Genomic DNA, 23,974 nt, shown 5'->3' on the forward strand with positions numbered 1-23,974 from the left:
TATATAAAGTTAACTACTACTATAAATATTTCTAAATCAATTCAAATTCTGCACCTTTTACATTTTTACAATCATGTCCTATCATTATTTCAAACTTACCCTTTTCTGATAAATAATTACATTCAGAATTATAGAATTTAAGCATATCTTCACCTATTTCAAATGTAACCTGCTTTTCTTCATTTGGTTCTAAATAAATCTTCTTAAATCCTTTTAATTCTTTTATCGGACGTACTGTACTAGCAGTTATATCTCTAATATATAATTGAACGGTCTCTATTCCAGCCATTTTTCCTATATTTTTTACCTTTATCTTTGCAGTAATCTTTTCATTATATTTCATAACCGTTTTATTGAGATCTATATCTCCATATGAATATTCAGTATAGCTCAATCCATAACCAAAATGATAAAGTGGTTCGTTAGGAATATCAATATATTGGGATAAAAATCTATTTCCTTCGGTTCCTTCATTTTTGGGCCTACCAGTATTATAGCAATTATAATAAACGGGTATCTGTCCAACTGTATACGGAATACTCATAGTCAAACGACCAGATGGATTTACATCTCCAAATAGTACATCTGCAAGTGCATTTCCCGTTTCAGACCCTGGAAACCATGCCTCTAAAATAGCTGGTGCTTCTTTATACCAAGAAGTCATCTCCAATGGTCTTCCGTTGAAAAGTACTACAGCTGTTGGTTTACCAATTTTAAATATTTCCTTTGCTAATTCTTCCTGTACTCCAGGTAAAGTAATGTAAGCTCTACTTCCAGCTTCACCACTCATATCTTGGTCCTCTCCCAATGCTAAAATAACTACATCTGCTTTTTGGGCTGCCTCAATTGCCTCTGCAAAATTAGATTTATCTTCACAATTTATCCCCCCCCCCTCAACAGTCACCACTTTTTCTCTTCCAATTTTATTTTGTATTCCTTCTAAAAAATTAACCGCTTCTTCTTCCTTGCCTTGGACGCTCCAAGGTCCAAGTATTCTATTGTTTTTTGCAAATGGTCCTATAATCGCTACATTTTTTTCCTTACTAAAAGGCAAAATATTATTATTTTTTAAAAGTACAAATGATTTATACGCTACTTCTCTTGCTATTTCTCTATGTTCTTTACAAAGGTAAGCTTCTTCTGCCTTTTGAGCATTAGCAGTCCGATATGGATTTTCAAATAATCCTAATTTGTTTTTTAATTCTAAAATACGAAGAGCTGCCTCATCCAGTAATTCCATCTTTATTTTTTCTTTTTCTATTAATTCCCTTAAATTATTAACATAATTTGATGTCATCATTTCAATGTCTACGCCTGCTTCTATTGCTTTTTTAGCCGCTTCTTTTCCATCTTTAGCTACTCCATGAGGAATTAATTCTTGAACGGCTGCCCAGTCAGATATAACAATACCTTTAAATCCCCATTCTTTTCTTAAAATATCACGCATCAGATAACTATTTCCAGTTGATGGAATTCCATTAACTGTATTGAATGATGTCATAACAAGCTCCACTCCAGCATCTACTGCAGCTTTATATGAAGGCAAATAGTTTTCCCGAAGATTACGTTCTGACATATCAACAGTATTATATTCTCTCCCTGCTTCAGATGCTCCATACCCTGCAAAGTGTTTCACGCAAGCAGCTATATTGTATTCGTCTGTCATATTCCCCTGATACCCCTGCACAAAAGCTGTGGCAAATAATCCATTTAAATATGGATCTTCTCCTGTAGTCTCAATCACTCTCCCCCATCTTGGATCACGAACTAAATCAACCATTGGTGAAAAAGTTACATTAGTACCTGATAAAGCCGCTTCTTTTGCCGCAATCTCAGCACTTTTTTTCGCTAACTCCATATCCCACGTACATCCAATAGCAAGAGGAATCGGAAAAACGGTTCTAAAACCATGAATAACATCTGCCATAAATAATAATGGAATTTTAAGTCTATTCTTTTCTAAATACCTTTTTTGTATCTCAATCATATCTTCAGCATTATCAGATCCCAAAACACTTCCTGAATTCCATATAACATCCTCAGTAATATTAAGTTCATTTAAAGGTCCAGTTATTTCACCATTTTTATCATCCGAATAAAAAGCTCTAACAAATTGAACTAGCTGACCTATTTTTTCATCTATTGTCATCTGTGACAATAAATTATTTAAATCCATATTCTTCATTATATTATCCTCCTTATATTTCAACAGCTCTCACGAACAAGTAATTCTGATGTTAATACAACACATTTACTTACTTTTTCTCCTTTTAGGCTGTTAATTAAATTATTAGCTGAAATTACCCCTGATTCATAAGAAGGTCTACGAAGAGTTGTCAATTTAGGCGATACAAATTCACACAATCTAATATCATCAAAACCAATAATCCCCAAACCTTCTGGCACTTTAATCCCATGTTCTTCACATGCTCTCAGAGCACCAATTGCCATATCATCATTAGAACAAAAGTAAGCCTCTGGAAGATCTTTTTCTTTAATAAGCTTACACATAGCTTCATATCCGCTCGATTCATTAAAAGCCCCACTAGCATTCCAGCAACTTCTATTTTCTATTTGAAATTCCTTTATAGCTTTTCTAAAACCTTCTAAACGTTTTATACTGTCATAAGTATCTTTTGGACCAGATATAATACCAATCTTTCTATATCCTTTTCCATACATATATTCAATAGCTTGATGAACTGCTTTTACATTATCAATCAAAACACTTGAAATATAGTCACCAGATAGTTTTCTATCTAATGTTACAATAGGGAAATTTTTTCCTGATAAACTTAGTACAATTTCGTCATCAACATTAGCAGACAATATAATGGCACCATCTACAAGTCGTTGTGATAATACTTTAGTAACAACACTCTTTTCATTACAACTTTCTACTATAATAACTTCATAAGCATTATTTCTTGCTATATCACGTATACCACGAATAATTTCAGCATTAACATTTCCATCAAAACTATATAGCACAACTGCAATCAAATTATTTTTCTTCATTTTTAAACTTCTTGCATTCCCATTTGGAGTATATTCAAGTTCTTTTGCTGCACTTAAAATTTTCTTTTTTGTTTCCTTGCTTATATTTCCTGTATTATTTAAAGCATAAGAAACCGTTGAAATCGATACCCCTGCTAATTTAGCTACATCTTTAATTGTACTCACAATAATACAACTCCTTTTTCCTAATAATATTTAAGACTATTACCATTATAATTATGAATACAATGCAATACAACACAAGTCCATAGCCTATTTCATACCTGATACCGCAATACCATCCATAATTTGTTTTTGAAAAATAGAAAAAACTATTAAAATTGGAACTACCATAACTGCTGCTCCAGCCATCTGCAACGAAAAGTCTGAAGTATTTTGTCCTTTTAACAATGATAATCCTACAGATAGGGTATAAAATTTCTCATCGTTTGCCACGATCAATGGCCACAAAAAACTATTCCACGCACCAATAAAAGTTAAAATTCCTTGTACTGCAATAATAGGTTTTGATATTGGTAAAATTAATTTGAAAAAAATTTGAAATTCCTTTGCCCCATCAATTCTTTGCGCTTCAATCAACTCCGTAGGAATGCCTTCCATAAATTGACGAAAAAGAAAAATAGAAAACGCACCTACAAGACCTGGTAGAACAATACCTGCCATTGTATTTGTAAGTTTAAATGTATTTAGAATTAAATACACTGGAATCATTGTTACTTGAGAGGGAATCATCATTGTTGCAAGTACAGCTGCAAACAATACTTTTTTCATTGGAAAATTATATTTAGCAAATGCATACCCTGCCATAGCATTAAATAAAAGGCCTATGAAAGAAAACGCAACAATTATTAATGTATTTTTTAAATAAACTATAAAATTCATTTTTGTAAATAGAGTCACATAACTTTCAATGGTAAAACTTTTAGGAAATAACGTTGGCGGCATCTGGATAGCCTCTGTTTCTGGTTTAAAAGAAGTAAGTAACATCCACACAAAAGGCGTTACCATAATAACTGCTCCTACAATTAATAAGAAAAATACAACAATTTTTTTATTTTTTCTTGTGTTTAGATTCATACCTTCACCTTCCATTTACTTTACTAATATTCAACATTGTCTTTTTTAAATTTGAATTGAACACTTGTTGCAATGATAATAATTGCAAATAATACAAATGATCCAGCTGCCGCATAACCAAAATTACTATTTTTAAAACCATTTTGATAAATTAACAATGCCATAGACATAGTAGAATTCAACGGACCACCTTTAGTCATAACTAAAGGCTCTTCAAAAAATTGAATCCAGCCTATTAATGTAGTAATCGTCACAAAGAAAATTGAAGACCTAAGAAGAGGAAATTTAATATATATAAACCTTTCTAAACTATTTGCTCCATCAATCTGTGCTGCTTCATAATAAGACTTTGGAATCCCCTTTAATGCTGCTAAAAATATAAGCATATTCATACCAATTGCTCTCCATACTGCAAGGGCAACCAAAGAAATCTTTGCCATTAGAACGTCTTGAAGCCATGATATTGGCGGTAAACTTAATGATTTTAATATTTGATTAAACAAACCATAATTGCTATTATACAAAAAGCCCCAAATAACTGCTACAGCTACTACATTGGTAATTGCTGGTGCATAATAAAACATACGACAAACTTTAAACATAAAACTTGTGCCCTGATCTAATAAAATTGCAACAATTAAAGATAATATGATTACAAGTGGTACACCTAAAACAACATAAAACAATGTATTAAATGCCGCCTTCAAAAACAAGTCATCTTGAAAAAGTTTTATATAATTGCTTATTCCAGTAAATTTAATATTTGAAAAATCAACAAGACCTTTTAAATCCATATTAGTAAAACTAATAATAAATGCAATAATAATAGGCATAATTGAAAAGATAAATAAAATGATCAATGTGGGTGCTATGAATAAATATGGATATTTATATTTTTTCAACTTTTGTCCAAAACCTTCCACCTGCACATTCTCCTTTCTTTTTTATTTATAGCAGCCATTAGAGACTGCTATAAACAAAACTATAATCTTACTTTAATAATTCTTTTGCTTTTTCATTTACGTTATCAAGTTCTGCTTTGACGTCGACTCCATTTAAATCAATCTTTTCTACAGAACTAATTACTTCTTGTGCAATTCTTTCCCAATTTTTAACAGCCGGAGCTGGTTTTGCATCTTTCATTTGCTCTCCAAAAACTTTTAGTAATTTATCATTCTTTAATTTATCAGTATTCCATGCATCTTTTCTAGCTGGTAAGCTATTAGATACATCAAACCATTTCATTTCTGTATCTAGCTTTGACATATAATCAATATATTTTATAGCTTCTTCTGAATTTTTACTTGACTTAAACACAGATAAATTAGACCCACCTACAAAAGATGTATTTGTTTTTTTGCTAGGTAATACGCGAACTGCCCATTTTCCATCAAGTTCTGTTGCCTTTTTCTTAATTGTATCTACCATCCAAGGTCCACTTATAAACATTGGGAATGTACCATCTTTAAATCCTTGTGTTACATCATAGTCATTTTGAGCTGGTGAATAACCTTCTTTTATAAAACTAGTCGCATAAGTAACTGCATCTACAAATGCTGGTTCATTAAAATGTGGAACATTGTCAGAAGTAATTGGTTCTGAACCATTTTGCCATGCATATAACATCATAGAAATTTGATCCTTTGGATCTAGTAAAAATCCATATTTGTTTTGAGCTTTATTTGTTAATTTAGAAGCTGCATCTTTAAATTCATCCCAATTAGATGGTCCATTTGGATAACCTACTCCTTGTAACAAATCAGTCCTATAAAATAAAACTCTTGTATCGATATACCAAGGAACCCCTACATATTCATTTTTATAAACGCTTGTCTGCAATGAACTTTCAAAATAATTCTCCTTCTTCAGATTTTCATATTTATCTGTGTATTTAGATAAATCTAAAAGCGCACCTGCTTCTGCAAACTCAGGTACCCACGAAGTACCCATTTGTATAACATCTGGCCCAGACTTAGAAGCTACTGCTGTCATTAATTTATCGTGTGCCTGATCCCAAGGTAATGCTTGCACCTTAACTTTTATCCCAGGATTCTCCTTTTCAAATCCTTCAGACATTTTGTCTAGCAATTCCCCTTCTGCTCCCATTGCCCAAACCGTTAATGTCTTTATTTCATTGTTTGAATTACTATTTTCATTTTTCGATGCACATCCTGACAAAACCGTTGTTGTTATAAGTACAGCTGCCATAATTTTTGTTAATACTTTTTTCATATCATCCTCTCCTTTATATTTTCTAAAATCAATTTACTTTTATCTAAGCGCTTAACACTTTACTAAAACGTTTCTATGATTAAAACGATATCATAATTAAAAATATTTTTCAACCACTTTTTACAATTATTCTTAAACGCCCATTTTATCAAATTAAAATCTATATTTTTTCACTAAAATTACATTTAACTAATGACCTAATCTATGCAGGTTTTAACGAAACGTTTCTATAATTTGATTCGAAATTTCGCCAAAAAAATTTTTTATATGTTCCAAGTATCAATGTTCAATTATCATTAGTTACGAAATCCCTTTAGGATTTCGTGATGTGAAATGTAGAATCTTAATTGAACTTATATATCAAACAACTGAAATAAATATTGACAAGTAATTGCAAAAAAAGTTGATATCAAAAAAACTAAGTTTTTCATTTATATCAACTATGTCAAGGATTGATTTTATATTTTATACAATAATCACCTCTAAGTGTAAGCTTTTTCTTTATATTTGGACATACTCCCATGCACTTATTATGACTCACTGCAACTTTCACTTCAGTATTTTAATATTGATAAAATTGTTGAACAAACCCTACTTACAAATATATAAAAATGCCTGAATCCTTAGTTTTACTAAGCTTTCAGGCATTTTCCACATCTTCTTTTGCTGGCAGAGAGAAGGGGATTTGAACCCCTGATAGAGTTACCCCTATACACGCTTTCCAGGTACAAACCAGCTAATTACAGGCTTAAGCGTGGTTATTTATATACTTTAACACGATTCTTATTTTGAAATATCTCCACATTGTTATTGTCATTAATAGTATACTTTTGTGATATTAATGTCAACATTTTGAAGAAACTAAGATAATTTTGCTCTTAATAAAAAATTTTATTACATTAATGTATAGACAAAATAAAGCTAGAGCATTAAACTCTAGATACATTATTTATTTTATTTTCATAAATGTATCTTCATATTTCTTTGCATCGTCTGGAGTAAGCTTTTTATCAAGTCTCAACAATACACCAGCATCATTCATGTAACTATATTCAGCTACTAGTGGCATTTTTTTACCTATACCATCAATGTACTCTTTTCTGTTTTTAGCATCTTCTTTATTAGCAAAAACTTCAATAGATCCATTCGTAAAATTAATTTTAGACGTATATTGATTTGGTCTTCCTAATAGTTGGTTTTTATCATTTTCAGCAGTTGTCACTTCTACATTTTCAATAGTAACTCCAGCCTCTTTTAATTTATTTCCATATTCTTCAGCAGTAAGCTTCTTAGCAGATCCTCCACATCCAATTAATACAAACATCATTAAGCTGCATAGTAGTATGCTTAATATTTTTTTCATTTATTCATCCCCCTAAATAGTTATATTATACATTGTACCTAATATGGGAATTTTGTCAAATCAAGTATAATTATCTACTTGTAGGAAAAAATAAATTTGGGTTTAACAAATGCAATTTTGCTTTGACTAAAAATAAACTTATTTTATTACTATCAGCATCTTTGTTACATCTATACCGTGTGACTGATTTCTCATTTTCCTTATACTCTGTTTTATAATATTTTATTATTAAATTATTTAAGCTGTTAGAAACAGCTTGAGTAATTTAATAATTATCTGTTAACACTCTTTTTGTTTGATATGTAGATTTTAACTTAATCATAATGATATACTAAAAGAAAATTTAACTTTATGAGCATTATTTTTACAGAGAGGAAGTGTTTAAAATGCAACGTAATATAAATCTCTCAGATCTTGAAAAGATAATTCTGAATAAAATACATGATCATATTAGCCGAAATGAAAAAGTTGGTATAAATACAGTAGCACAGGAATGTTTTGTTTCAAAATCAGCAATTATAAAATTATCAAAAAAATTTGGATACAGTGGATATAGTGAAATGTATTATACCATTCTTGCATCTACTAATCATGCACTTAAGTTAGACTTTTCTGATAATATTGTTGATACATATAAAAGTGATTCTTTAACAATTCATATTAATATGCTTGTAGAATTACTAAGAGAATATAGAGAAAAAAGAATTTATATTGATTCTCTAGGCTTTTGTGATAGCGCTAAGGAATATTATTTACAAAAATTATTATCATTTGGATTTGATGCAGCTAGCAGCTATCATTACGAAGCCTTTAACAAAAATAAATCCGGACTCTATTTTTTCCTTTCTTATTCTGGGGTAAGGTCAGAAATTCTTGAAAAGGTTAACGTAGCTATTGAGAATAATTTTAAGGTTGTAGCTTTTACTTCAACTAAGGATTCTCCATTGGGCAAAATAGCTCATATGACAATAGAAGTTGCTGGAATAAAATCAGATAAGGAACATTATATACCTAACTTTTTCACTTCAAATTTAATAATATTATTAGAATTAGTATTAAGCAAATATTCTAATAAATATTTATCACCCAAAAAAACTAGCACTTATGAACTCAATTAAATACGGTGCCATGCTATAAAAGGGCTGTTAAAAGTAGATTATTGTGTAAAAATCTTTACACTACACTCTATTAACAGCCCTTTTTATATTTGCGGCTCAGTGAACTTTTTCACTAAAGGTAAACATTATCATAAAAGTAGTGAATCCATTGATACTATATATAATCTAGAGTATGCTAAAAACAAATAAAAGGAGGTACATATTTATGAAAGAAAAATTATTATCATTAAGTCAAAAATTTTCACAAGCTGCAGTGCAACCTGTAATGTTTTTAGCAATTATGGGAACTGGTCTTGCTATTGCTGTCATAATGCAACTCAGTTTTATGCCATCATTTGTTATTTTTATTGGAACTTTATTAAAGACCATGATGAATGCTATGCTAAATAACCTTTCTATCATTTTTTGTGTTGGATTAACAACTGCATTTGCCAAAACAAAAAAAGTAGATGCCGCTATTATTAGTCTTATTGTTTACATTATCTTTTTGGCTGGAAACAATGCATGGCTTACTTCACAAAATATGCTGGCTCAGCCTGGTGCTATGGGGTTATTTGGAACTGGACAAAATCTTGTTTTAGGGTTCCAGGTAGTAGACATGAATGTATTTTTAGGAATAATACTCGGATGCATCACTGGATATGTATTTAATAAAGTATCTAATATACAATTTGTAGAAATGTTTCGAGTATACGGTGGATCACGATTTGCATTTATAATTATGATACCAATTACTTTAATATTAGCAATTGTGCTTAGTTATGTATGGCCTGTTATGAATTATGGCATTTCTTGCTTATCAGTATTCATGAAAGGTGCAGGCGCATTAGGCGTATTTGTATATGCATTTGGTAACAGATTTTTAATTCCAACAGGATTGCATCATTTGTTATGGATGCCATTTTGTTTCACTGGTTTTGGAGGAACCGCCCAAATTGACGGTAATACTGTACAAGGTGCTGTAAACATTTTCTATGCAGAAATGGGTAGTGGTGCTAATTTGACAGCTATTGATCCTTCAATAAGATTTGCTACTTTTGGATTTGCAAAAATCTTTGCAAGCTTAGGTATAGTTCTTGCTATGATAAAAACTGCAAAGCCAGAAAATAAAAGTACTGTAAAAGGCTTGCTTATACCAGCACTCTTCGTTTCAATGGTAGCAGGTATTACAGAACCTCTTGATTTCGCATTTCTTTTCATATCACCATTACTTTGGCTGGTACATGGATTACTTACAGGCTTTTCAGAAATGCTGCTTTGGGTATTGGGCTCAAGAACCTATTCAATTTATGGCTTACTTGATACTATAGTTTGTAATTCTGTTATAGATCCAAAACTATCTAAGATATACATTTTCTTTGCCGTTGGTATTGTAATGGCTATAGTATGGTACTTCACCTTTGTTTTCTTAATTAAAAAATTTGACATTAAGACACCTGGTAGAGAAGAGGAACCTCTTAATAATAAGACAAGCTATGATTCCTCTACAAATAATAGTTCTGATAATCAAAATCCTGAATTATTTATTGAAGGGCTAGGTGGTGCAGAAAATATTGTAGAAGTAAACAACTGCTTTACACGTTTAAGAATTGATGTAGCTGACATTAACAAAGTAAATAAAGAAATAATTAGTAAAGGAAAACAAAAGGGTGTTGTTATTAAAGGAAGCAACGTACAGATTATTATTGGAATGACTGTAGAATCTGAAAAAGAAAAACTTGTTAATGTATTAAACATAAAAAAACAAAACATAAAAAAGGAGTAATGTAAAATGAAAAAATATTCAATTTGTATTGTTGGTGGAGCAAGCCGTTATACACCAGATATGCTTGCCATGTTATGTAACCAAAAGGATAGATTCCCTTTAAAGAAGATTGTCTTATATGATAATGAAAGCGAACGCCAAAATATAGTTGGAAAATATGCCGAAATATTATTTAAGGAATATTATCCGGAGTTAGAAGAAATTATATACACTACTGATGAAAAAGAAGCATTTAAAGACATAGATTTTGCACTTATGCAAATTCGTGCAGGAAGATTAAAAATGCGTGAAAAAGATGAAAAGATTTCATTAAAACATGGATGTCTTGGTCAGGAAACATGTGGACCTGGAGGATTTGCTTATGGATTACGAAGTGTTCCTGCTGTTATTGATTTGATAAAAAATATTCGTACTTATTCTCCAGAATGTTGGATTTTGAATTATTCAAACCCAGCTGCAATTGTTGCAGAAGCAACAAAAAGAGTATTCCCTGGAGATTACCGTATTATCAACATTTGTGATATGCCAATTGCAATTATGGATATTTATGCAAGTGTGCTTGGATTAAAGAGAAGAGATTTAGAGCCAAAATATTTTGGTTTAAATCATTTTGGTTGGTTTACACATATCTTAGATAAAAGGACTGGAGAAGATTATTTACCTAAATTAAGAGAAATATTAAAAACTCCAGTAGATGTACAGACTGAGCCTCTTTTCCAAGAACCTTCATGGAAAGCAACATTTGAATTCATGAGTCAAATGATTAATGATTATGATGAATATCTGCCAAACACATATTTACAATATTATTTATATCCAAAAAAGATGAGAGATAAAGAAAATCCAGAATACACTAGAGCTAATGAAGTAATGGATGGAAATGAAAAAGAAACTTACAACAGACTGCATGAAATTATATCTTTAGGCAAAATACGTGGTACTAAATATGAAATAACTAGCGATGTAGGATGTCATGCAGAATATATAGTTGATTTAGCAACAGCAATTGCTAATAACACAAATGAAATTTTTCTAACAATAACAGAAAATAATGGAGCTATTCAAAATGTTTCACCTGGAATGATGGTAGAAGTCCCATGTCGTGTTGGAAATAATGGTGTTGAACCATTAGCAGTAGGAAGTGTACCTACTTTTTACAAGGGACTTATCGAAAACCAATATGCGTATGAAAAATTGTCAGTAGACGCATGCTTAGAAGGAAGCTATCAAAAGGCATTGCAGGCACTTGTATTAAATCGTGCAGTTGTAAATACTAATATTGCTAAAGAATTATTAAAAGATTTAATAGAAGCAAACAAAGGATATTGGAATGAACTCCGTTAGATTTTAGCTGATTCATAACATAGAATTGATACTCTTGATTAGAAATTAGTAGTTACAATCAGGAGTATCAAAAACATATATATGCTTATGTTTATTAAATATATGAAAACTTATATAACTAATACAATGTTATAGTGGAGGTTACCATAAATGTTCAAAAAATTATTTTCCAAAAATATTAGTGAATCTATATTTGCTTATGCTTCTGGAGATCTTGTAAAAATTGAAGATATTCCAGATCCTGTTTTTAGCCAAAAACTTATGGGAGAAGGTGTTGCGATTTTACCTTCAAATGGTCAAATCCTTGCACCTGTGGATGGAGAAATCATCCTAATTGCAGAAACTAAACATGCTTTTGCATTAAGAACTGCTCTTGGTGAAGAAATTCTTATTCATATTGGGCTTGAAACTATGAATCTCAAAGGGCAAGGATTTAATTTCCATATAAAATTAGGAGATAAAGTTAAAAAAGGTCAGATTATTGTTGAAGCAGATTTAGATTTTATTAAAGAAAATGCAAGCAGCACAATTATTCCCATGATTATTACAAATAGTAATGAAGATCGTTTTAATTTTAAGTGGGAAGATATTAATAAAGTTAAAGCTGGAGAAACAAAACTATTTGAAACGCAGTTAAAATAGCATTATTAAGGTAAAAGTAAGTATTAAAAAATCCATTTTAGATAAATAAATATTATAACAAGTATGGTTACTTTTAATTATCTATACAAACATCAAAAGTATCTTAAGTTCCAGTAACTAAAGAACTTAAGGCATTCATTCACATCAGAATTAGTAAAAAAGGTGTATGTATGAATGTAGTTTCTGAAATACTCGGTCACTCTTATGCGTCTTTTACCACAAATATGTATACTCATATAGATACTGACCAAAAACTTGATGCTGTTAATTCTCCATAATACTAAAAATATACTTGGTAAATTGATGTTTTATACGGTAGTTTAGGGTATAAATTTCAATAGTTCTTAAACAAAAAAAATGCCTGACACCTTAGTTTTGCTAAGATCTCAGGCATTTCTCTTATATAATTTCATTGGCGGAGAGAAGGGGATTTGAACCCCTGATAGAGTTGCCCCTATACACGCTTTCCAGGCGTGCTCCTTCGACCACTCGGACATCTCTCCATATATTTGTAATTTTATGCTTATTTATAATAGCATATTATTTTTAGTAATTCAACTGAATACTCATAGTTTTCTTCATATTTCAAATATATTCATTTTCTTAAAACGCCTGCAGCAAAAGTTTTAATATTGTTTCATTGTATAGATATCCAATTTAATAATCAAACTTATAAATAGAATATACATGCATCATTGAGAAATTATAATCATAACACTACACTAGAAATTAGATACATATTTGTGCAAGCGGCATATGAAATTAAGCTGTGATGGTTATTAGTGGAAGGTTGTTCCACTTTCTGCTTGTCATAAATTTACTTTAGGAACATGCAGAAATGGGTGCCTCCTTCCACTTAGAACCCATCCAGCGAAAATTTCATTAGTCCGCTGTAATAAATATGTGTTTAATTTCGGTAAGTTCCGCATATGTCTAATTCTTGCTTTGGATATCTATAATGATTACATTTCTTTATTTATACATATAATCTCTTGTCCATTGTAAGTCATTATTTACGCCCTTATTAAACAAGAATTGATGGATATTTATATTTCCAGAATTAAAAGATGCTGCACATGCATTTAAATATAATCTCCACATTCTTATAAAAGTTTCATCCTTTGTTTTTCTTATCTCAGGCAATGCTTCTTCAAAATTTCTTGCCCAATGTTCAAGGGTTCTTCCATAATGTAGTCTTAAATTTTCTACATCATTTACATCAAAATTTCTTTCTGACATTCCACCAATTAATTCTGTAATCGCTGGAACATATCCACCTGGGAAAATATATTTATTTATCCAAGTATTATTGCCTCCAACAATGCCAGTTATACAATGAAGTAATGATACACCATTATCAACCAATAGCCTATCTATAGTTTCAAAATATTCTGCAAGATGGTCTTGTCCAACATGTTCTAGCATACCTACACTGACTATTTTATCAAATTTTCTATTTTTTAATTCTCTATAGTCTACTAGTTTAACTTCAACTAATTCTTCCAAATTCTCTTTTTTTATTCTTTCTGTAACTTTAGCTAACTGTTCATTACTTAAGGTTATTCCCATAGCTTTTACTTTGTATTGTTTAGCCGCTGAAATTATAAGTTCACCCCAGCCACAACCTATATCAAGCAAAGTCTCTCCTTCTTTTAAATCAAGCTTCTTAAGAATATGTTCAACTTTATTTTTTTGAGCTTGAGTCAAAGAATCATTCTCGGATTTAAAATATCCACAAGAATATGTCATGGTATCATCAAGCCACAATTTATAAAAATCGTTCCCTATATCATAATGAAACTCAATATTTTTCTTACTGTTTTTTAGATTGTTTGTAACTTTACCTAATAGTGCAGCATATTTAGCACTATTGCTTAAAAAACTTTCCTTGTTATTGTATAACGATTCTATTACTTTTTGAACGCTTCCTTCAATGTCTATTTTTTTAGTCATATAAGCTTCCCCAAAGGTTAAGGAAGGATCCTTAATGATATCCGCTTTTGGAATTGGTTCATTAAAGACTATCTTAAATTGAACTTCTCCCTCTCCATAAATCTCTGAACTTCCATCCCAAAGCTTTAATTCAAAGGTATCTGAGAATAAATTTTTGAATAATGTTTTGTAAAATACTTTGTCAATAATCACAATTGTCATCTCCTATTTTAAATTAATTATCATATTTAAAAGATAAATATATAAAACTAGGCACATGAAACAACAAATCAAATACTCATTATATATTACAAATGAAATAGTTATATAAATTGCACTTATAGTTTAAAAAACATCATAACTTCCACTTGCACTCTATAACTTAATGGTCTATTATTTTTTATTGTGTCTAAGTTGTTATCACAATTTAAGCAACATATATTAATTTGCAATGTAGTAAAATCCCTTCTCATTTTTATTCTGATACCCCTAAATGAATCTTATTAATTCAAAAATTTATCTAAATAAATTTAAGCTAACCTTTTGAATACTTACAAATCAGTATTCAATTCCAAATGTTTTCTAACAGCTGTTGCAGCTGCCTCAAAGTCTTTTGCTTCTAAAGCTTTCCATATTTCCTCATGTTGAGTTTTAACTAACTCTTTATTTAAAGTATGAACTTTTGATTTCTCTATATATTTCTCAATTAAAGATGATATAGAAAACATTATAGTTGATATTAAATTATTACCTGAAGCCTTAGCTATTTTATAATGAAATTTTTTATCTAACGAAACGCTTATTTCAGCATCAATAGTTTCATTTAATTCATTCATTATTTCCTTTAATTCTATAAGCTGTTCGCCAGTTATGTTTTTTGCAGCAAGAGCTGCTATTTCTGGTTCAATTACTCTTCTTAGTTCAAGAACCTCTTCATCTTTACTTCCAAGAAGCAAAAATACTATAGATAAAGGTTCAAGCAAGCTATCCTCAAAATTTTCCTTAATAAAATTTCCTTCACCATGCTTAGATTCTATAAGGCCAAGCATTTGAAGAGCTTTTAATGCTTCTCTTACAGAGGATCTACTAACTTCAAGCCTTTCACACAAATCTCTTTCAGAGGGTAACTTATCACCAGTCTTTAATTCACCTTTTTTAACAATATCTTTAATCTGTTCCATTACCAGTTCATATATCTTTAGGTTTTTAACAGGACTTAACACTTATATCTTCCTCTCAAAAGTTACTATCTTATTTTTTTGATAAATAATTAAATAATTCATTGTAGTTTTTTTCCACCAAAGGTTCTCTATTTTTTGACTTCGCGATTTTATTGTTGTGTATCTCTATATTCTTCTTAAAGTTTTCTAAGGTATTTAATATCGCTTCCCTAAAAAGTGGTATAACATCAATTATTTTTTTAACTCCATATACATACTCATCATCGCTAAGCGTAAAGCATTGGAATAACCCAGAAGTCAATCTTCCATCAGCAAAAATGTAAATATATCTATCACTCATTTCATTAGATAAATTAACTTCAATTTTATGTTTATATAATCTAAAAATAATATCATTTTTTTTTATGAATATTGGAAATATACTTGAAAAAAGTGTTGTTATATCATTTTCTTCTTTATCTATTAAATCAGAAAAATCATTTTCATTAAGTTTTGTTAATATTTCATCAGTAAATATTCTATTTTTTATTTCTTTACCAAGTTTCAATTTTAGTTTCTGCTCTTTTTCTTCATTTAACAAATTATCAAGAGAATTTAATAACTTGTTAAATGTACCCCCGCTTTTCTTTGAATTATCCTTGTTCGTAATCACAATATCCCCTCCATAAATAATTTATTTAAAAAAAGTTGAAAATAAATTCCAAATTATTGGTCCTACAATTACTGTTATTATTCCTGAAATTGCAATAGTCAAACTACTCATAGCACCTTCAGTTTCACCTATTTCCATAGCTTTTGCTGTTCCAACTGCATGGGATGCATTCCCCATAGCAATTCCCATAGCTACACTATCATTTACTTTTAATATTTTATTCAAAAACGGACCAATTATAGAACCAAATATACCTGTAATTATAATAGCAACTACAGTTATGGCAGGCAATCCTCCCAATTGATTTGATAATGCCATACCTATAGGTGTTGTAATAGATTTTGGTATTAATGATTTTGTTAGTTCGCTTGACAGTCCAAATATTTTTGAAATCCCAATTACACATATTATTCCAGAAACAACACCACATAAAATTCCTACTAAAATAGGTACTGCATTTTTCTTAAATAAAGAAAACTTTTTATATAAAGGTAATGCCAACGCTACAGTTGCAGGCGCTAAAAAGAAAGAAATCACCTGCCCACCATTATTATAATCTTCATATTTTATATTAAATTTTGACAAAAATATAAGTAAAATTATTATTGCGATAAGTAACGGATTAAAAATTGAAAGCTTTAGTTTTTGCTTTATAAAATTACCAATTTCATAAGCAATTAGCGAAATTAAAACTCCAAAAACCGGAGATGCTATGACATCCTTCATCTTGAAACCACCCTTCTTAACATTTTTACAACATAAGCAGTCACAACCCAAACTACTACAGTAGAAATAAGAATTATAACTGAAAATGATATGGCATTACTCTTCAATATATCAAGGGATGTAATTAACCCTACTCCAGCTGGTACAAATAAAAATGACATATGGGATATTAACACATCACATATATCTTCAATCATTTCCATTTTAACTATGCCAAATGATAATCCTAAAAATAATATAATAAGTCCAATAACTGTACCTGGTATAGGCAAATTAAACACGGATTGCAATATGACACCTAGAAAATACGCCATTAAAATAATCATTAGTTGCTTTAAATACTTCAAAAAATCACCTCATCTATATGTTCACCCATTTAAATTGGTATAATGGTCATACCACTTGTTATTAATATACCATATACATTTTATCTTTTCAACAAATATATACATAAAATTTGATTTTCAACACATAAAATTCTTAAAATTATATTATATCTATTCTTCTATTTTTAAAAAACGTTGTCAGAATTTCGGAACATCCTTCATCATATAGCCACTTTACCTCTAAAGATGAATTTAACCATTTATTATTTGTAATATTAATCACTGAACCACAAGCTCCCATATCTTTATTGAAAGTTCCTATATACAGTTTAGATATTCTACTTTGAACAATTGCACTAGCACACATTGGACATGGTTCTAGAGTTACATACATTTCTGCACCATTTAATCTCCAATCTCCTAAGAAATTCGATGCTTCCTTGATTGCTAAGATTTCTGCATGAGCTGTACTATCCTTTAAGGTCTCCTTTAAATTATGAGCCTTCCCTATAATAACACCATTCTTTACAATTACAGCACCTACTGGAATTTCTCCCTTATTCATAGCTGAAATTGCTTCCTCTTTTGCCACTTCTAAAAAATCAATCATAAACACAGCTCCTATTACAAATTTTCTTAATAAAATTTATTTCAATTGTTCTTTTTTAATATTCTAACATATACTATAAATATAATATCATTCACTTTATGCTCATTAATTATAATCATCAACAAAATAATAAAAAAAGCAGAAGGGATGCCAATAATTAATTAAAAGCATATCCCTTCTACAACTAACTTAAATCTGCTATTTCAATTCATTTAAAGTAGGCATTGAAGCTATTGCACCATAATTAGTACATGTAATTGCTCCAACCTTATTAGCGAATGAAACTATTCTTTTCCATTCTTCAAAGCTTACATTTTGTTTATCTTCAATTTCTGATATTTGTTTCAATACAGCTCCAACAAAAGCATCTCCAGCTCCCGTTGAATCTATCTGTCTAATCTTTATAGATAGAATTATATCATGCTTCCCATCAACACTTAAATATGTCCCCTTTGAACCTAAAGTAATAGTTACAACTTTGACTCCAAATTCATGTAATTTTTTAACCCCGGTATCTATATCTTTTTCTTTAGTTATTAATAGTAGCTCTTCATCACTTAATTTAGTAAAATCACTTTCTTTTAAGAATTTAATACAATCTTCTACAAAGCAAGCTAATTTATCTGGAGTTATTAATGCATCACGATAATTTGGGTCAAAAGATACATAGATATTATTAGTTTTTGCATAATCTAATAATTTATAATATGTGTTTTTTAATTCTCCATCTAAAAATCCTGTTGCTGAACCAAAATGAATAATATCTGAACCAGTTATTTTTGATAAATCAATATTATCAAAGGAATAAGCTCCATCGCTACCTCTTAAAAAGTCAAAGTTACGCTCCCCATTCTCATCAATTCCCACCAAAGCAATAGTTGTACTTCCATCTTCCACTGTCATTTCAGTGTTTATTTTAAGAGTTTTTAATAACTCAATTAGGTGTTTACCAAAAAAATCATTTCCTACTTGACCTAAAAAATAAGCGTTTCCTTCTAATTTTGAAATACTTGCTGCAACATTAGCCGGTGCTCCTCCAGCTTTTTTTTCAAACTTTTCTCCGTCCTTTAAACCTTTATTGTCAACACAGACCATGTCAATTAAAAGTTCTCCGATACAAAAGATATTACTCTTCATAACTAACACTCCTTAAGTTCCACATGCTTAATTCCTTGATTTTTATTTCATAATCATTTTTTATTTGAATTTCTAATTGTTCTTCCTTAGGAAAGTACATTAAAGTCGTCACTTCTAACCCATCCTGATAATATATTTCAATAACTGAACTATCAATAAACATATGTAATTTTAATTCTTCTTCAGCTTTTAATTTAAATTTTCGTATTCCTTTTCCACCTAAAGACATATTGGTTCTATCTATAATGAACACTTCTGCTTTCTTATCATAAGTCAATAATATATATTCATCATTAAACTTAAGTTTTATTTCCAGCTTGGCATCTTTAGTCATATCTAAGTTCAACATAATTTCTTTACCTTTAGAATTTAACTCTAAATTATATTCATCACATACATAATTTTCAATTTGCAATTCTTGAGTTTGTCTTAAACCTCCTAATTTATCAAAAGGCTTTTGATAAAGGACATTATCTTTATATTCTAATACCCGTGGCAAAGTTAATGAATAAATCCATCCTTTTTCAGAAGTTGGATACTCAGAATCCTTATCTGGCATTCCAATCCATCCAATTAATATGTTTTTATCTTCATATTTAAACACTTGTGGAGCATAAAAATCAAACCCCATATCTAATTCTTTAAATTCCGTATGGTTTCTAAGTTCCACCTTTTCTAGATCTAAATTCCCAATAACATAACCTGATTGATATATATTTTGATATTTAAATTCTTCACTTTCTAATCCTTGTGGTGAAAAAACAAATACATATTTATCCTCATATAGCTTTATCATATTAGGGCATTCCCACATGTATCCAAAATCATGCATGTTAGTCTTTAACTCACCAAGAAGCTTCCATTCTTTAGAATTTCTTGAGTTATAAATTAAAGCCTTACCCTTTAGTCCTTCTGTTTGAACTCCAAGAACCATATAATCCTGCTCATCCTTAACAAAAACATATGGATCTCTAAAATGAGCAGTATATCCGTCTGGCTGCTTTTGTATGATAACGCCTTCCTTCTCAAGAGTTCCATCTTTATGGTAGGTAGCAATACATTGATAAGATTCACGCTCATTATTAGAATTTCTTACATTCCCTGTATAATAAAGCTTAAGGTCATCACCTTTCACAACTCCGCAGCCTGAATAGCAACCATTCTTATCAAACCAATCTTCTGGTTTTAATACAACTTTAGGCCTTGTAAAATTAACAAAATCAGTCGTTGTAACTAGTGCCCAATGCTTTGTTTTATGCTCACATCCAAAAGGATTCCATTGATAAAATATATGGAATTTATTATCATAATAATTTAGTCCATTTGGATCATTGATTAGACCAAAGGGTGCTTCTATATGAAAATTATTTCTCCATATATTCTTCTCTTTAATGCTATAATAGTTATTTATTTCTTCATTTACTTCTTGATATGATTTTGGGTTTAGCATCCTCTTCCTCTTTTCTTATTTATTTAATCTCTCTTACACTCTCCCTTTCAATTAATTTTAAAGAGGTATCACCATTTTCCTCCAGCCCTTTTCCTTCAATCAAGTCTAGAATTCCTTGAGCTGATTTCATACCAATTAATTCATAATCAAAAGCTACCGTTGTAAGAGTTGGATATGAAACACTTCCTATATCATATCCACCAAAACCAGCAACTGAAATTTCATCTGGAACTTTAATTTTATTTTCATGTAAATATCTAAGTATTCCAAGGCATATATTATCTGTAGCACATACTATAGCTGTTGGATTATATTTCAATACTTCCTCGGCCTTATTATATGCACAAATAAATGAGAAATCTGTTTCTACAAATTGAACTTCACACTTAGAGTTATTTTCCTTTATTGCATCAACAAATCCATTTTTACGATCAACTCCAACTGCCTTATCCCATTCATTTACACCTAAAAATACTATGTTCTTATGACCTTTAGCTTTAAAATAGCTTCCCATTATTCTTCCTGCTTCGTAGTCATCTATTTTTATATAATTAATAAACTCATTTTTTTGCCCAGAAAATATCGTTGGAATTCTAAGTTTACTTGTTAATTCAATATGCTTTTTGGTAATTGCCATAGAATTAATAATTATCCCATCTACACCTTGCTGATTAAGGCTGTTTATATTAGCTAATTCCTTATCAAGATCTAATTCACTAATTAAGATAATACCTTGATAACCGTTTTCTTTTAATTTCTTATTAACTCCATTTAAGAACTTTCCAACTGTAACTGAATCAATTCTTGGTATTACAATACCTATTAATCCACTTTTTTTAGTTTTTAATCTTTTAGCAAAAAAATTAGTTTCAAATCCTGTCTTTTCAATTGCTTCTCTTATTTTCTTTGAATTTTCTTCACTTACATATCCATCATTTAAATATCTAGAAACACTACTCTTAGATACATTAGCCATATTAGCAATATCCTGAATTGTAACTTTTCGATCCATATTATCCTCCAAATAAATTAAGTTAATATTATTATATAACATTATTCAACGTTATTGAAAATAACTTACTTTATTCGAATAATAATCTTTATATAGCGAGATAGACTTAGTAATTATGCTAATTACTAAATCTATCTGTGTTTCCATATATAATTTTCTAATGGTGTTTATTCTTCAACTTTAAAGAAGAAGAAGGTTAAACAAAATGCTACTGCAAAGGCTATTGCATTTATTAAAATGTATGCAGGTAAGTTATTTACATACAAAAGCATACCTGGAAGTGCTGTAATTCCCATTCCTGTACCTGCTAATTGAAGCATTGCTGCAACCATTCCACCTACTGCTCCACCTGCACATCCAAAAGCAAATGGCTTTATGAATCTTAAATTAACACCAAATATTGCTGGTTCAGTAATTCCTAAAAATGCTGGGATTGCTGATGAAATGTATAATGAACGTTTCTTTTTATCCTTTGTCTTAAATGCTACTGCTAAAGCTGCTGCTCCTTGTGCTACAATACCACATGTTATTATTGCATTAAATGCATCTTTTCCTGTACTTGCTAATAATTCAACTTCTAAAGCGTTCAATGCATGGTGAACTCCAGTTACAACTATAAGTTGGTGAACTCCTCCAATTATTAATCCTCCAATTCCAAATGGAAGCCCCATGAAGGCCTTGATTGCTCCAAATATTAATTGTTCAGCATTATGCATGATTGGTCCAACTATTAATAATCCTAATATCATCGAAAATAATAACGTAATGAATGGTGTAACTATTAAATCTAATACATCTGGCACTACTTTCTTTAATGCCTTTTGAGTCTTAGCTGCAATAATTCCAAGTACTAATGCTGGTAATACGGATCCTTGATATCCTACAACTGGAATAGTTAATCCAAGTAAAGAAAGATATATTGGCTGAGCTGTTCCCCCTGCTACTGCATAAGCATTTGGTAAACTTGGTGATACAAGCATTAAACCTATTACTATACCTATAACTGGTGTTCCACCAAACTTTTTCATTGTTGACCATGCAACTAAAGCTGGTAAGAATGCAAAAGCTGTATCAGTTAATACTTGAGTGAAAAGCACGAAATTATCGCTCATTTGAACTCCCAAGTTTTGTAACAGCCCTCTTAATCCCATGAACAATCCTGTTGCAACTAATACTGGAATTATTGGTACAAATACATCACCAAAAGTTCTTGAAATCTTTTGAGCCATTGTCATTTGACTATAAACTTCTTCTTTGTTATTGCCTGTAACTAACTCTGAGTTTTGTCCAGCTATAACATCATAAACTTTATTTACGAATCCTGTTCCAAGGATTATTTGAAATTGTGCTGCTGCAAAAAACTGCCCCTTCACTCCATCTATATTTTCAATTGCTTTTTCGTCAACTTTACTTCTGTCATTAAGTATCAGTCTTAACCTAGTTGCGCAATGTTCCATTGATTTAATATTTTCTTTTCCACCAATGTGTTCTAAAATTTCTTTTGCTACTTGTTGTTCTTTCATAACATATCCTCCTATTTTTATTTTCAAATCGTTTTCATATTCTTATGATATCAGTTCCACATTTATATGTCAATATGTTTTATATTTTTTTATTTGATAATCACTTTATCTGTAACAGTCCTGTTTTAGCCATTCAATTTGTTCTTGTTCTGAATTTATTATATCTTTTCATTTGATGATACCAGTTCCACTTTTTTCTGTTTTGTATCAATTGCAGAAAGTAGACTGCATAAAAAAATACCATCAGCATTAAGCTAATGGTATAAAAAATTTAAATTATTTTAACGATTCATCTTTTGGATATAAACTATTTTAACTATCTTTTCCATCTCTCCATTTAGCGCTAATTGAACTACTTTATTGTTGTTTAACTCAAAAGTATATATGTTCAATCCATTTATATTACTATTATAATATGCTGTTGCACCTTTTTTTAAAGCATCTTTTCTCTCAGTTAAATATACTCTTCTAACTTCAGTTCTATCAATTTTTTGAGCAATTTTTCTTCTGCTTGCATTGTACACTTTTGTTACAGTAATATCACCATTAAACAATTCATATTCATAATCTATATACATAAGGTAACTTCCAACAAAAAATGCAGCAGCTACTATTGCTAATGCTATTGCTATTATAAGTGATGCAAATATGAGCATAAGTGCAATTACTCCAAAGGCAATTGCTAAATTTTTAAACATATTACTAATTCTTTTTGGTTTATCCGATGCAATAAATTGTTCTAAAACAACTTCCATTTTTCTGCCACCCCACTATACTATTATCGTTATAATAACTATTTTAAAGTATTTGAAAATATTTTCAAGTCTATTATTTAAGCTAAAATCTACGAATTTCAGTATTTTGTG

General features: G+C 30.1%; 21 protein-coding genes and 1 tRNA gene. 4 read left to right on the forward strand and 18 right to left on the reverse strand.

The genetic code is table 11. The features are described 5' to 3' along the window. Window positions 1–31: 31 nt before the first annotated feature. From bglX to CSPA_RS27480, 6 genes are all read right to left on the reverse strand, one after another. Window positions 32–2,185, reverse strand: a complete 2,154-nt coding sequence (gene bglX / locus CSPA_RS27455) for a beta-glucosidase BglX (RefSeq protein WP_015395675.1) — start codon at window positions 2,183–2,185, stop codon at window positions 32–34. 20 nt (window positions 2,186–2,205) lie between these two features. After that, window positions 2,206–3,183: a LacI family DNA-binding transcriptional regulator gene (locus CSPA_RS27460; protein WP_015395676.1), complete on the reverse strand. Its 978-nt coding sequence runs from the start codon at window positions 3,181–3,183 to the stop codon at window positions 2,206–2,208. A gap of 87 nt (window positions 3,184–3,270) precedes the next feature. Then, window positions 3,271–4,110, reverse strand: coding sequence for a carbohydrate ABC transporter permease (locus tag CSPA_RS27465; RefSeq protein ID WP_241393357.1), 840 nt, complete (start codon window positions 4,108–4,110; stop codon window positions 3,271–3,273). A gap of 8 nt (window positions 4,111–4,118) precedes the next feature. Then, entirely contained in the window at window positions 4,119–5,018 is a 900-nt protein-coding gene (locus tag CSPA_RS27470; RefSeq protein WP_015395678.1) for a carbohydrate ABC transporter permease, read from the reverse strand. Between the two features lie 67 nt (window positions 5,019–5,085). Then, a complete protein-coding gene (locus CSPA_RS27475; RefSeq protein WP_015395679.1) occupies window positions 5,086–6,327 on the reverse strand; it encodes a sugar ABC transporter substrate-binding protein in 1,242 nt (413 codons plus the stop codon). Window positions 6,328–7,276: 949 nt separating this feature from the next. After that, the gene (locus CSPA_RS27480; RefSeq protein WP_015395680.1) at window positions 7,277–7,690 is read right to left on the reverse strand and encodes a hypothetical protein; all 414 of its coding nucleotides are present in this window, start codon (window positions 7,688–7,690) and stop codon (window positions 7,277–7,279) included. A 386-nt stretch (window positions 7,691–8,076) separates the two neighbouring features. Between CSPA_RS27480 and CSPA_RS27485 the strand changes: the two genes are divergently transcribed. The 4 genes from CSPA_RS27485 to CSPA_RS27500 all read left to right on the forward strand — a co-directional run bounded on the left by CSPA_RS27485 (window position 8,077) and on the right by CSPA_RS27500 (window position 12,559). Beyond that, entirely contained in the window at window positions 8,077–8,808 is a 732-nt protein-coding gene (locus tag CSPA_RS27485; protein WP_015395681.1) for a MurR/RpiR family transcriptional regulator, read from the forward strand. A gap of 205 nt (window positions 8,809–9,013) precedes the next feature. Next, window positions 9,014–10,573, forward strand: a complete 1,560-nt coding sequence (locus CSPA_RS27490; RefSeq protein WP_015395682.1) for a PTS transporter subunit EIIC — start codon at window positions 9,014–9,016, stop codon at window positions 10,571–10,573. A gap of 6 nt (window positions 10,574–10,579) precedes the next feature. After that, window positions 10,580–11,917, forward strand: a complete 1,338-nt coding sequence (locus CSPA_RS27495; protein ID WP_015395683.1) for a 6-phospho-alpha-glucosidase — start codon at window positions 10,580–10,582, stop codon at window positions 11,915–11,917. Between the two features lie 150 nt (window positions 11,918–12,067). Then, window positions 12,068–12,559 (forward strand): PTS sugar transporter subunit IIA, encoded by a 492-nt coding sequence (locus tag CSPA_RS27500; RefSeq protein ID WP_015395684.1) that lies wholly within the window; start codon window positions 12,068–12,070, stop codon window positions 12,557–12,559. A 413-nt stretch (window positions 12,560–12,972) separates the two neighbouring features. Here CSPA_RS27500 and CSPA_RS27505 read toward each other — a convergent pair. The 12 genes from CSPA_RS27505 to CSPA_RS27560 all read right to left on the reverse strand — a co-directional run bounded on the left by CSPA_RS27505 (window position 12,973) and on the right by CSPA_RS27560 (window position 23,863). After that, window positions 12,973–13,062 (reverse strand) — tRNA-Ser (locus CSPA_RS27505). Window positions 13,063–13,531: 469 nt separating this feature from the next. After that, a complete protein-coding gene (locus tag CSPA_RS27510; RefSeq protein WP_015395685.1) occupies window positions 13,532–14,704 on the reverse strand; it encodes an SAM-dependent methyltransferase in 1,173 nt (390 codons plus the stop codon). Window positions 14,705–15,042: 338 nt separating this feature from the next. Continuing rightward, on the reverse strand, window positions 15,043–15,714 hold the full coding sequence (locus tag CSPA_RS27515; RefSeq protein ID WP_015395686.1) for a FadR/GntR family transcriptional regulator: 672 nt from the start codon (window positions 15,712–15,714) through the stop codon (window positions 15,043–15,045). Between the two features lie 28 nt (window positions 15,715–15,742). After that, window positions 15,743–16,324 carry a hypothetical protein gene (locus tag CSPA_RS27520; RefSeq protein WP_015395687.1) on the reverse strand — a complete coding sequence of 194 codons (582 nt, stop codon included), beginning with the start codon at window positions 16,322–16,324 and terminating at the stop codon, window positions 15,743–15,745. A gap of 21 nt (window positions 16,325–16,345) precedes the next feature. Then, window positions 16,346–17,050, reverse strand: a complete 705-nt coding sequence (locus CSPA_RS27525; RefSeq protein WP_015395688.1) for an LrgB family protein — start codon at window positions 17,048–17,050, stop codon at window positions 16,346–16,348. Beyond that, entirely contained in the window at window positions 17,047–17,397 is a 351-nt protein-coding gene (locus CSPA_RS27530) for a CidA/LrgA family protein (RefSeq protein ID WP_015395689.1), read from the reverse strand. The genes CSPA_RS27525 and CSPA_RS27530 overlap by 4 nt, the downstream gene beginning before the upstream one ends. A 139-nt stretch (window positions 17,398–17,536) precedes the next feature. Next, entirely contained in the window at window positions 17,537–17,986 is a 450-nt protein-coding gene (locus tag CSPA_RS27535) for a nucleoside deaminase (protein WP_015395690.1), read from the reverse strand. A 198-nt stretch (window positions 17,987–18,184) separates the two neighbouring features. Further along, window positions 18,185–19,123 carry a carbohydrate kinase family protein gene (locus CSPA_RS27540; protein WP_015395691.1) on the reverse strand — a complete coding sequence of 313 codons (939 nt, stop codon included), beginning with the start codon at window positions 19,121–19,123 and terminating at the stop codon, window positions 18,185–18,187. After that, on the reverse strand, window positions 19,113–20,573 hold the full coding sequence (locus CSPA_RS27545) for a glycoside hydrolase family 32 protein (protein WP_015395692.1): 1,461 nt from the start codon (window positions 20,571–20,573) through the stop codon (window positions 19,113–19,115). The genes CSPA_RS27540 and CSPA_RS27545 overlap by 11 nt, the downstream gene beginning before the upstream one ends. Before the next feature lie 19 nt (window positions 20,574–20,592). Beyond that, window positions 20,593–21,585 (reverse strand): LacI family DNA-binding transcriptional regulator, encoded by a 993-nt coding sequence (locus tag CSPA_RS27550; RefSeq protein WP_015395693.1) that lies wholly within the window; start codon window positions 21,583–21,585, stop codon window positions 20,593–20,595. Between the two features lie 167 nt (window positions 21,586–21,752). Next, a complete protein-coding gene (locus CSPA_RS27555; protein ID WP_015395694.1) occupies window positions 21,753–23,108 on the reverse strand; it encodes a sucrose-specific PTS transporter subunit IIBC in 1,356 nt (451 codons plus the stop codon). Window positions 23,109–23,389: 281 nt separating this feature from the next. Continuing rightward, entirely contained in the window at window positions 23,390–23,863 is a 474-nt protein-coding gene (locus CSPA_RS27560; RefSeq protein ID WP_015395695.1) for a hypothetical protein, read from the reverse strand. Window positions 23,864–23,974 lie beyond the last annotated feature (111 nt).

The sequence above is a fragment of the Clostridium saccharoperbutylacetonicum N1-4(HMT) genome (assembly GCF_000340885.1).
Lineage (GTDB): Bacteria > Bacillota > Clostridia > Clostridiales > Clostridiaceae > Clostridium > Clostridium saccharoperbutylacetonicum.

Excerpts from the sequence above, each read along its gene's own strand:
- CSPA_RS27555 (WP_015395694.1), bottom strand. The coding sequence starts at position 23,108 with ATGAAAGAACAACAAGTAGCAAAAGAAATTTTAGAACACATTGGTGGA.
- CSPA_RS27480 (WP_015395680.1), bottom strand. The coding sequence starts at position 7,690 with ATGAAAAAAATATTAAGCATACTACTATGCAGCTTAATGATGTTTGTA.
- CSPA_RS27535 (WP_015395690.1), bottom strand. The coding sequence starts at position 17,986 with ATGATTGATTTTTTAGAAGTGGCAAAAGAGGAAGCAATTTCAGCTATG.
- CSPA_RS27550 (WP_015395693.1), bottom strand. The coding sequence starts at position 21,585 with ATGGATCGAAAAGTTACAATTCAGGATATTGCTAATATGGCTAATGTA.
- CSPA_RS27490 (WP_015395682.1), top strand. The coding sequence starts at position 9,014 with ATGAAAGAAAAATTATTATCATTAAGTCAAAAATTTTCACAAGCTGCA.
- CSPA_RS27500 (WP_015395684.1), top strand. The coding sequence starts at position 12,068 with ATGTTCAAAAAATTATTTTCCAAAAATATTAGTGAATCTATATTTGCT.
- CSPA_RS27540 (WP_015395691.1), bottom strand. The coding sequence starts at position 19,123 with ATGAAGAGTAATATCTTTTGTATCGGAGAACTTTTAATTGACATGGTC.
- CSPA_RS27545 (WP_015395692.1), bottom strand. The coding sequence starts at position 20,573 with ATGCTAAACCCAAAATCATATCAAGAAGTAAATGAAGAAATAAATAAC.
- CSPA_RS27485 (WP_015395681.1), top strand. The coding sequence starts at position 8,077 with ATGCAACGTAATATAAATCTCTCAGATCTTGAAAAGATAATTCTGAAT.
- CSPA_RS27525 (WP_015395688.1), bottom strand. The coding sequence starts at position 17,050 with ATGAAGGATGTCATAGCATCTCCGGTTTTTGGAGTTTTAATTTCGCTA.
- bglX (WP_015395675.1), bottom strand. The coding sequence starts at position 2,185 with ATGAAGAATATGGATTTAAATAATTTATTGTCACAGATGACAATAGAT.
- CSPA_RS27475 (WP_015395679.1), bottom strand. The coding sequence starts at position 6,327 with ATGAAAAAAGTATTAACAAAAATTATGGCAGCTGTACTTATAACAACA.
- CSPA_RS27465 (WP_241393357.1), bottom strand. The coding sequence starts at position 4,110 with ATGGAAGGTGAAGGTATGAATCTAAACACAAGAAAAAATAAAAAAATT.
- CSPA_RS27560 (WP_015395695.1), bottom strand. The coding sequence starts at position 23,863 with ATGGAAGTTGTTTTAGAACAATTTATTGCATCGGATAAACCAAAAAGA.
- CSPA_RS27495 (WP_015395683.1), top strand. The coding sequence starts at position 10,580 with ATGAAAAAATATTCAATTTGTATTGTTGGTGGAGCAAGCCGTTATACA.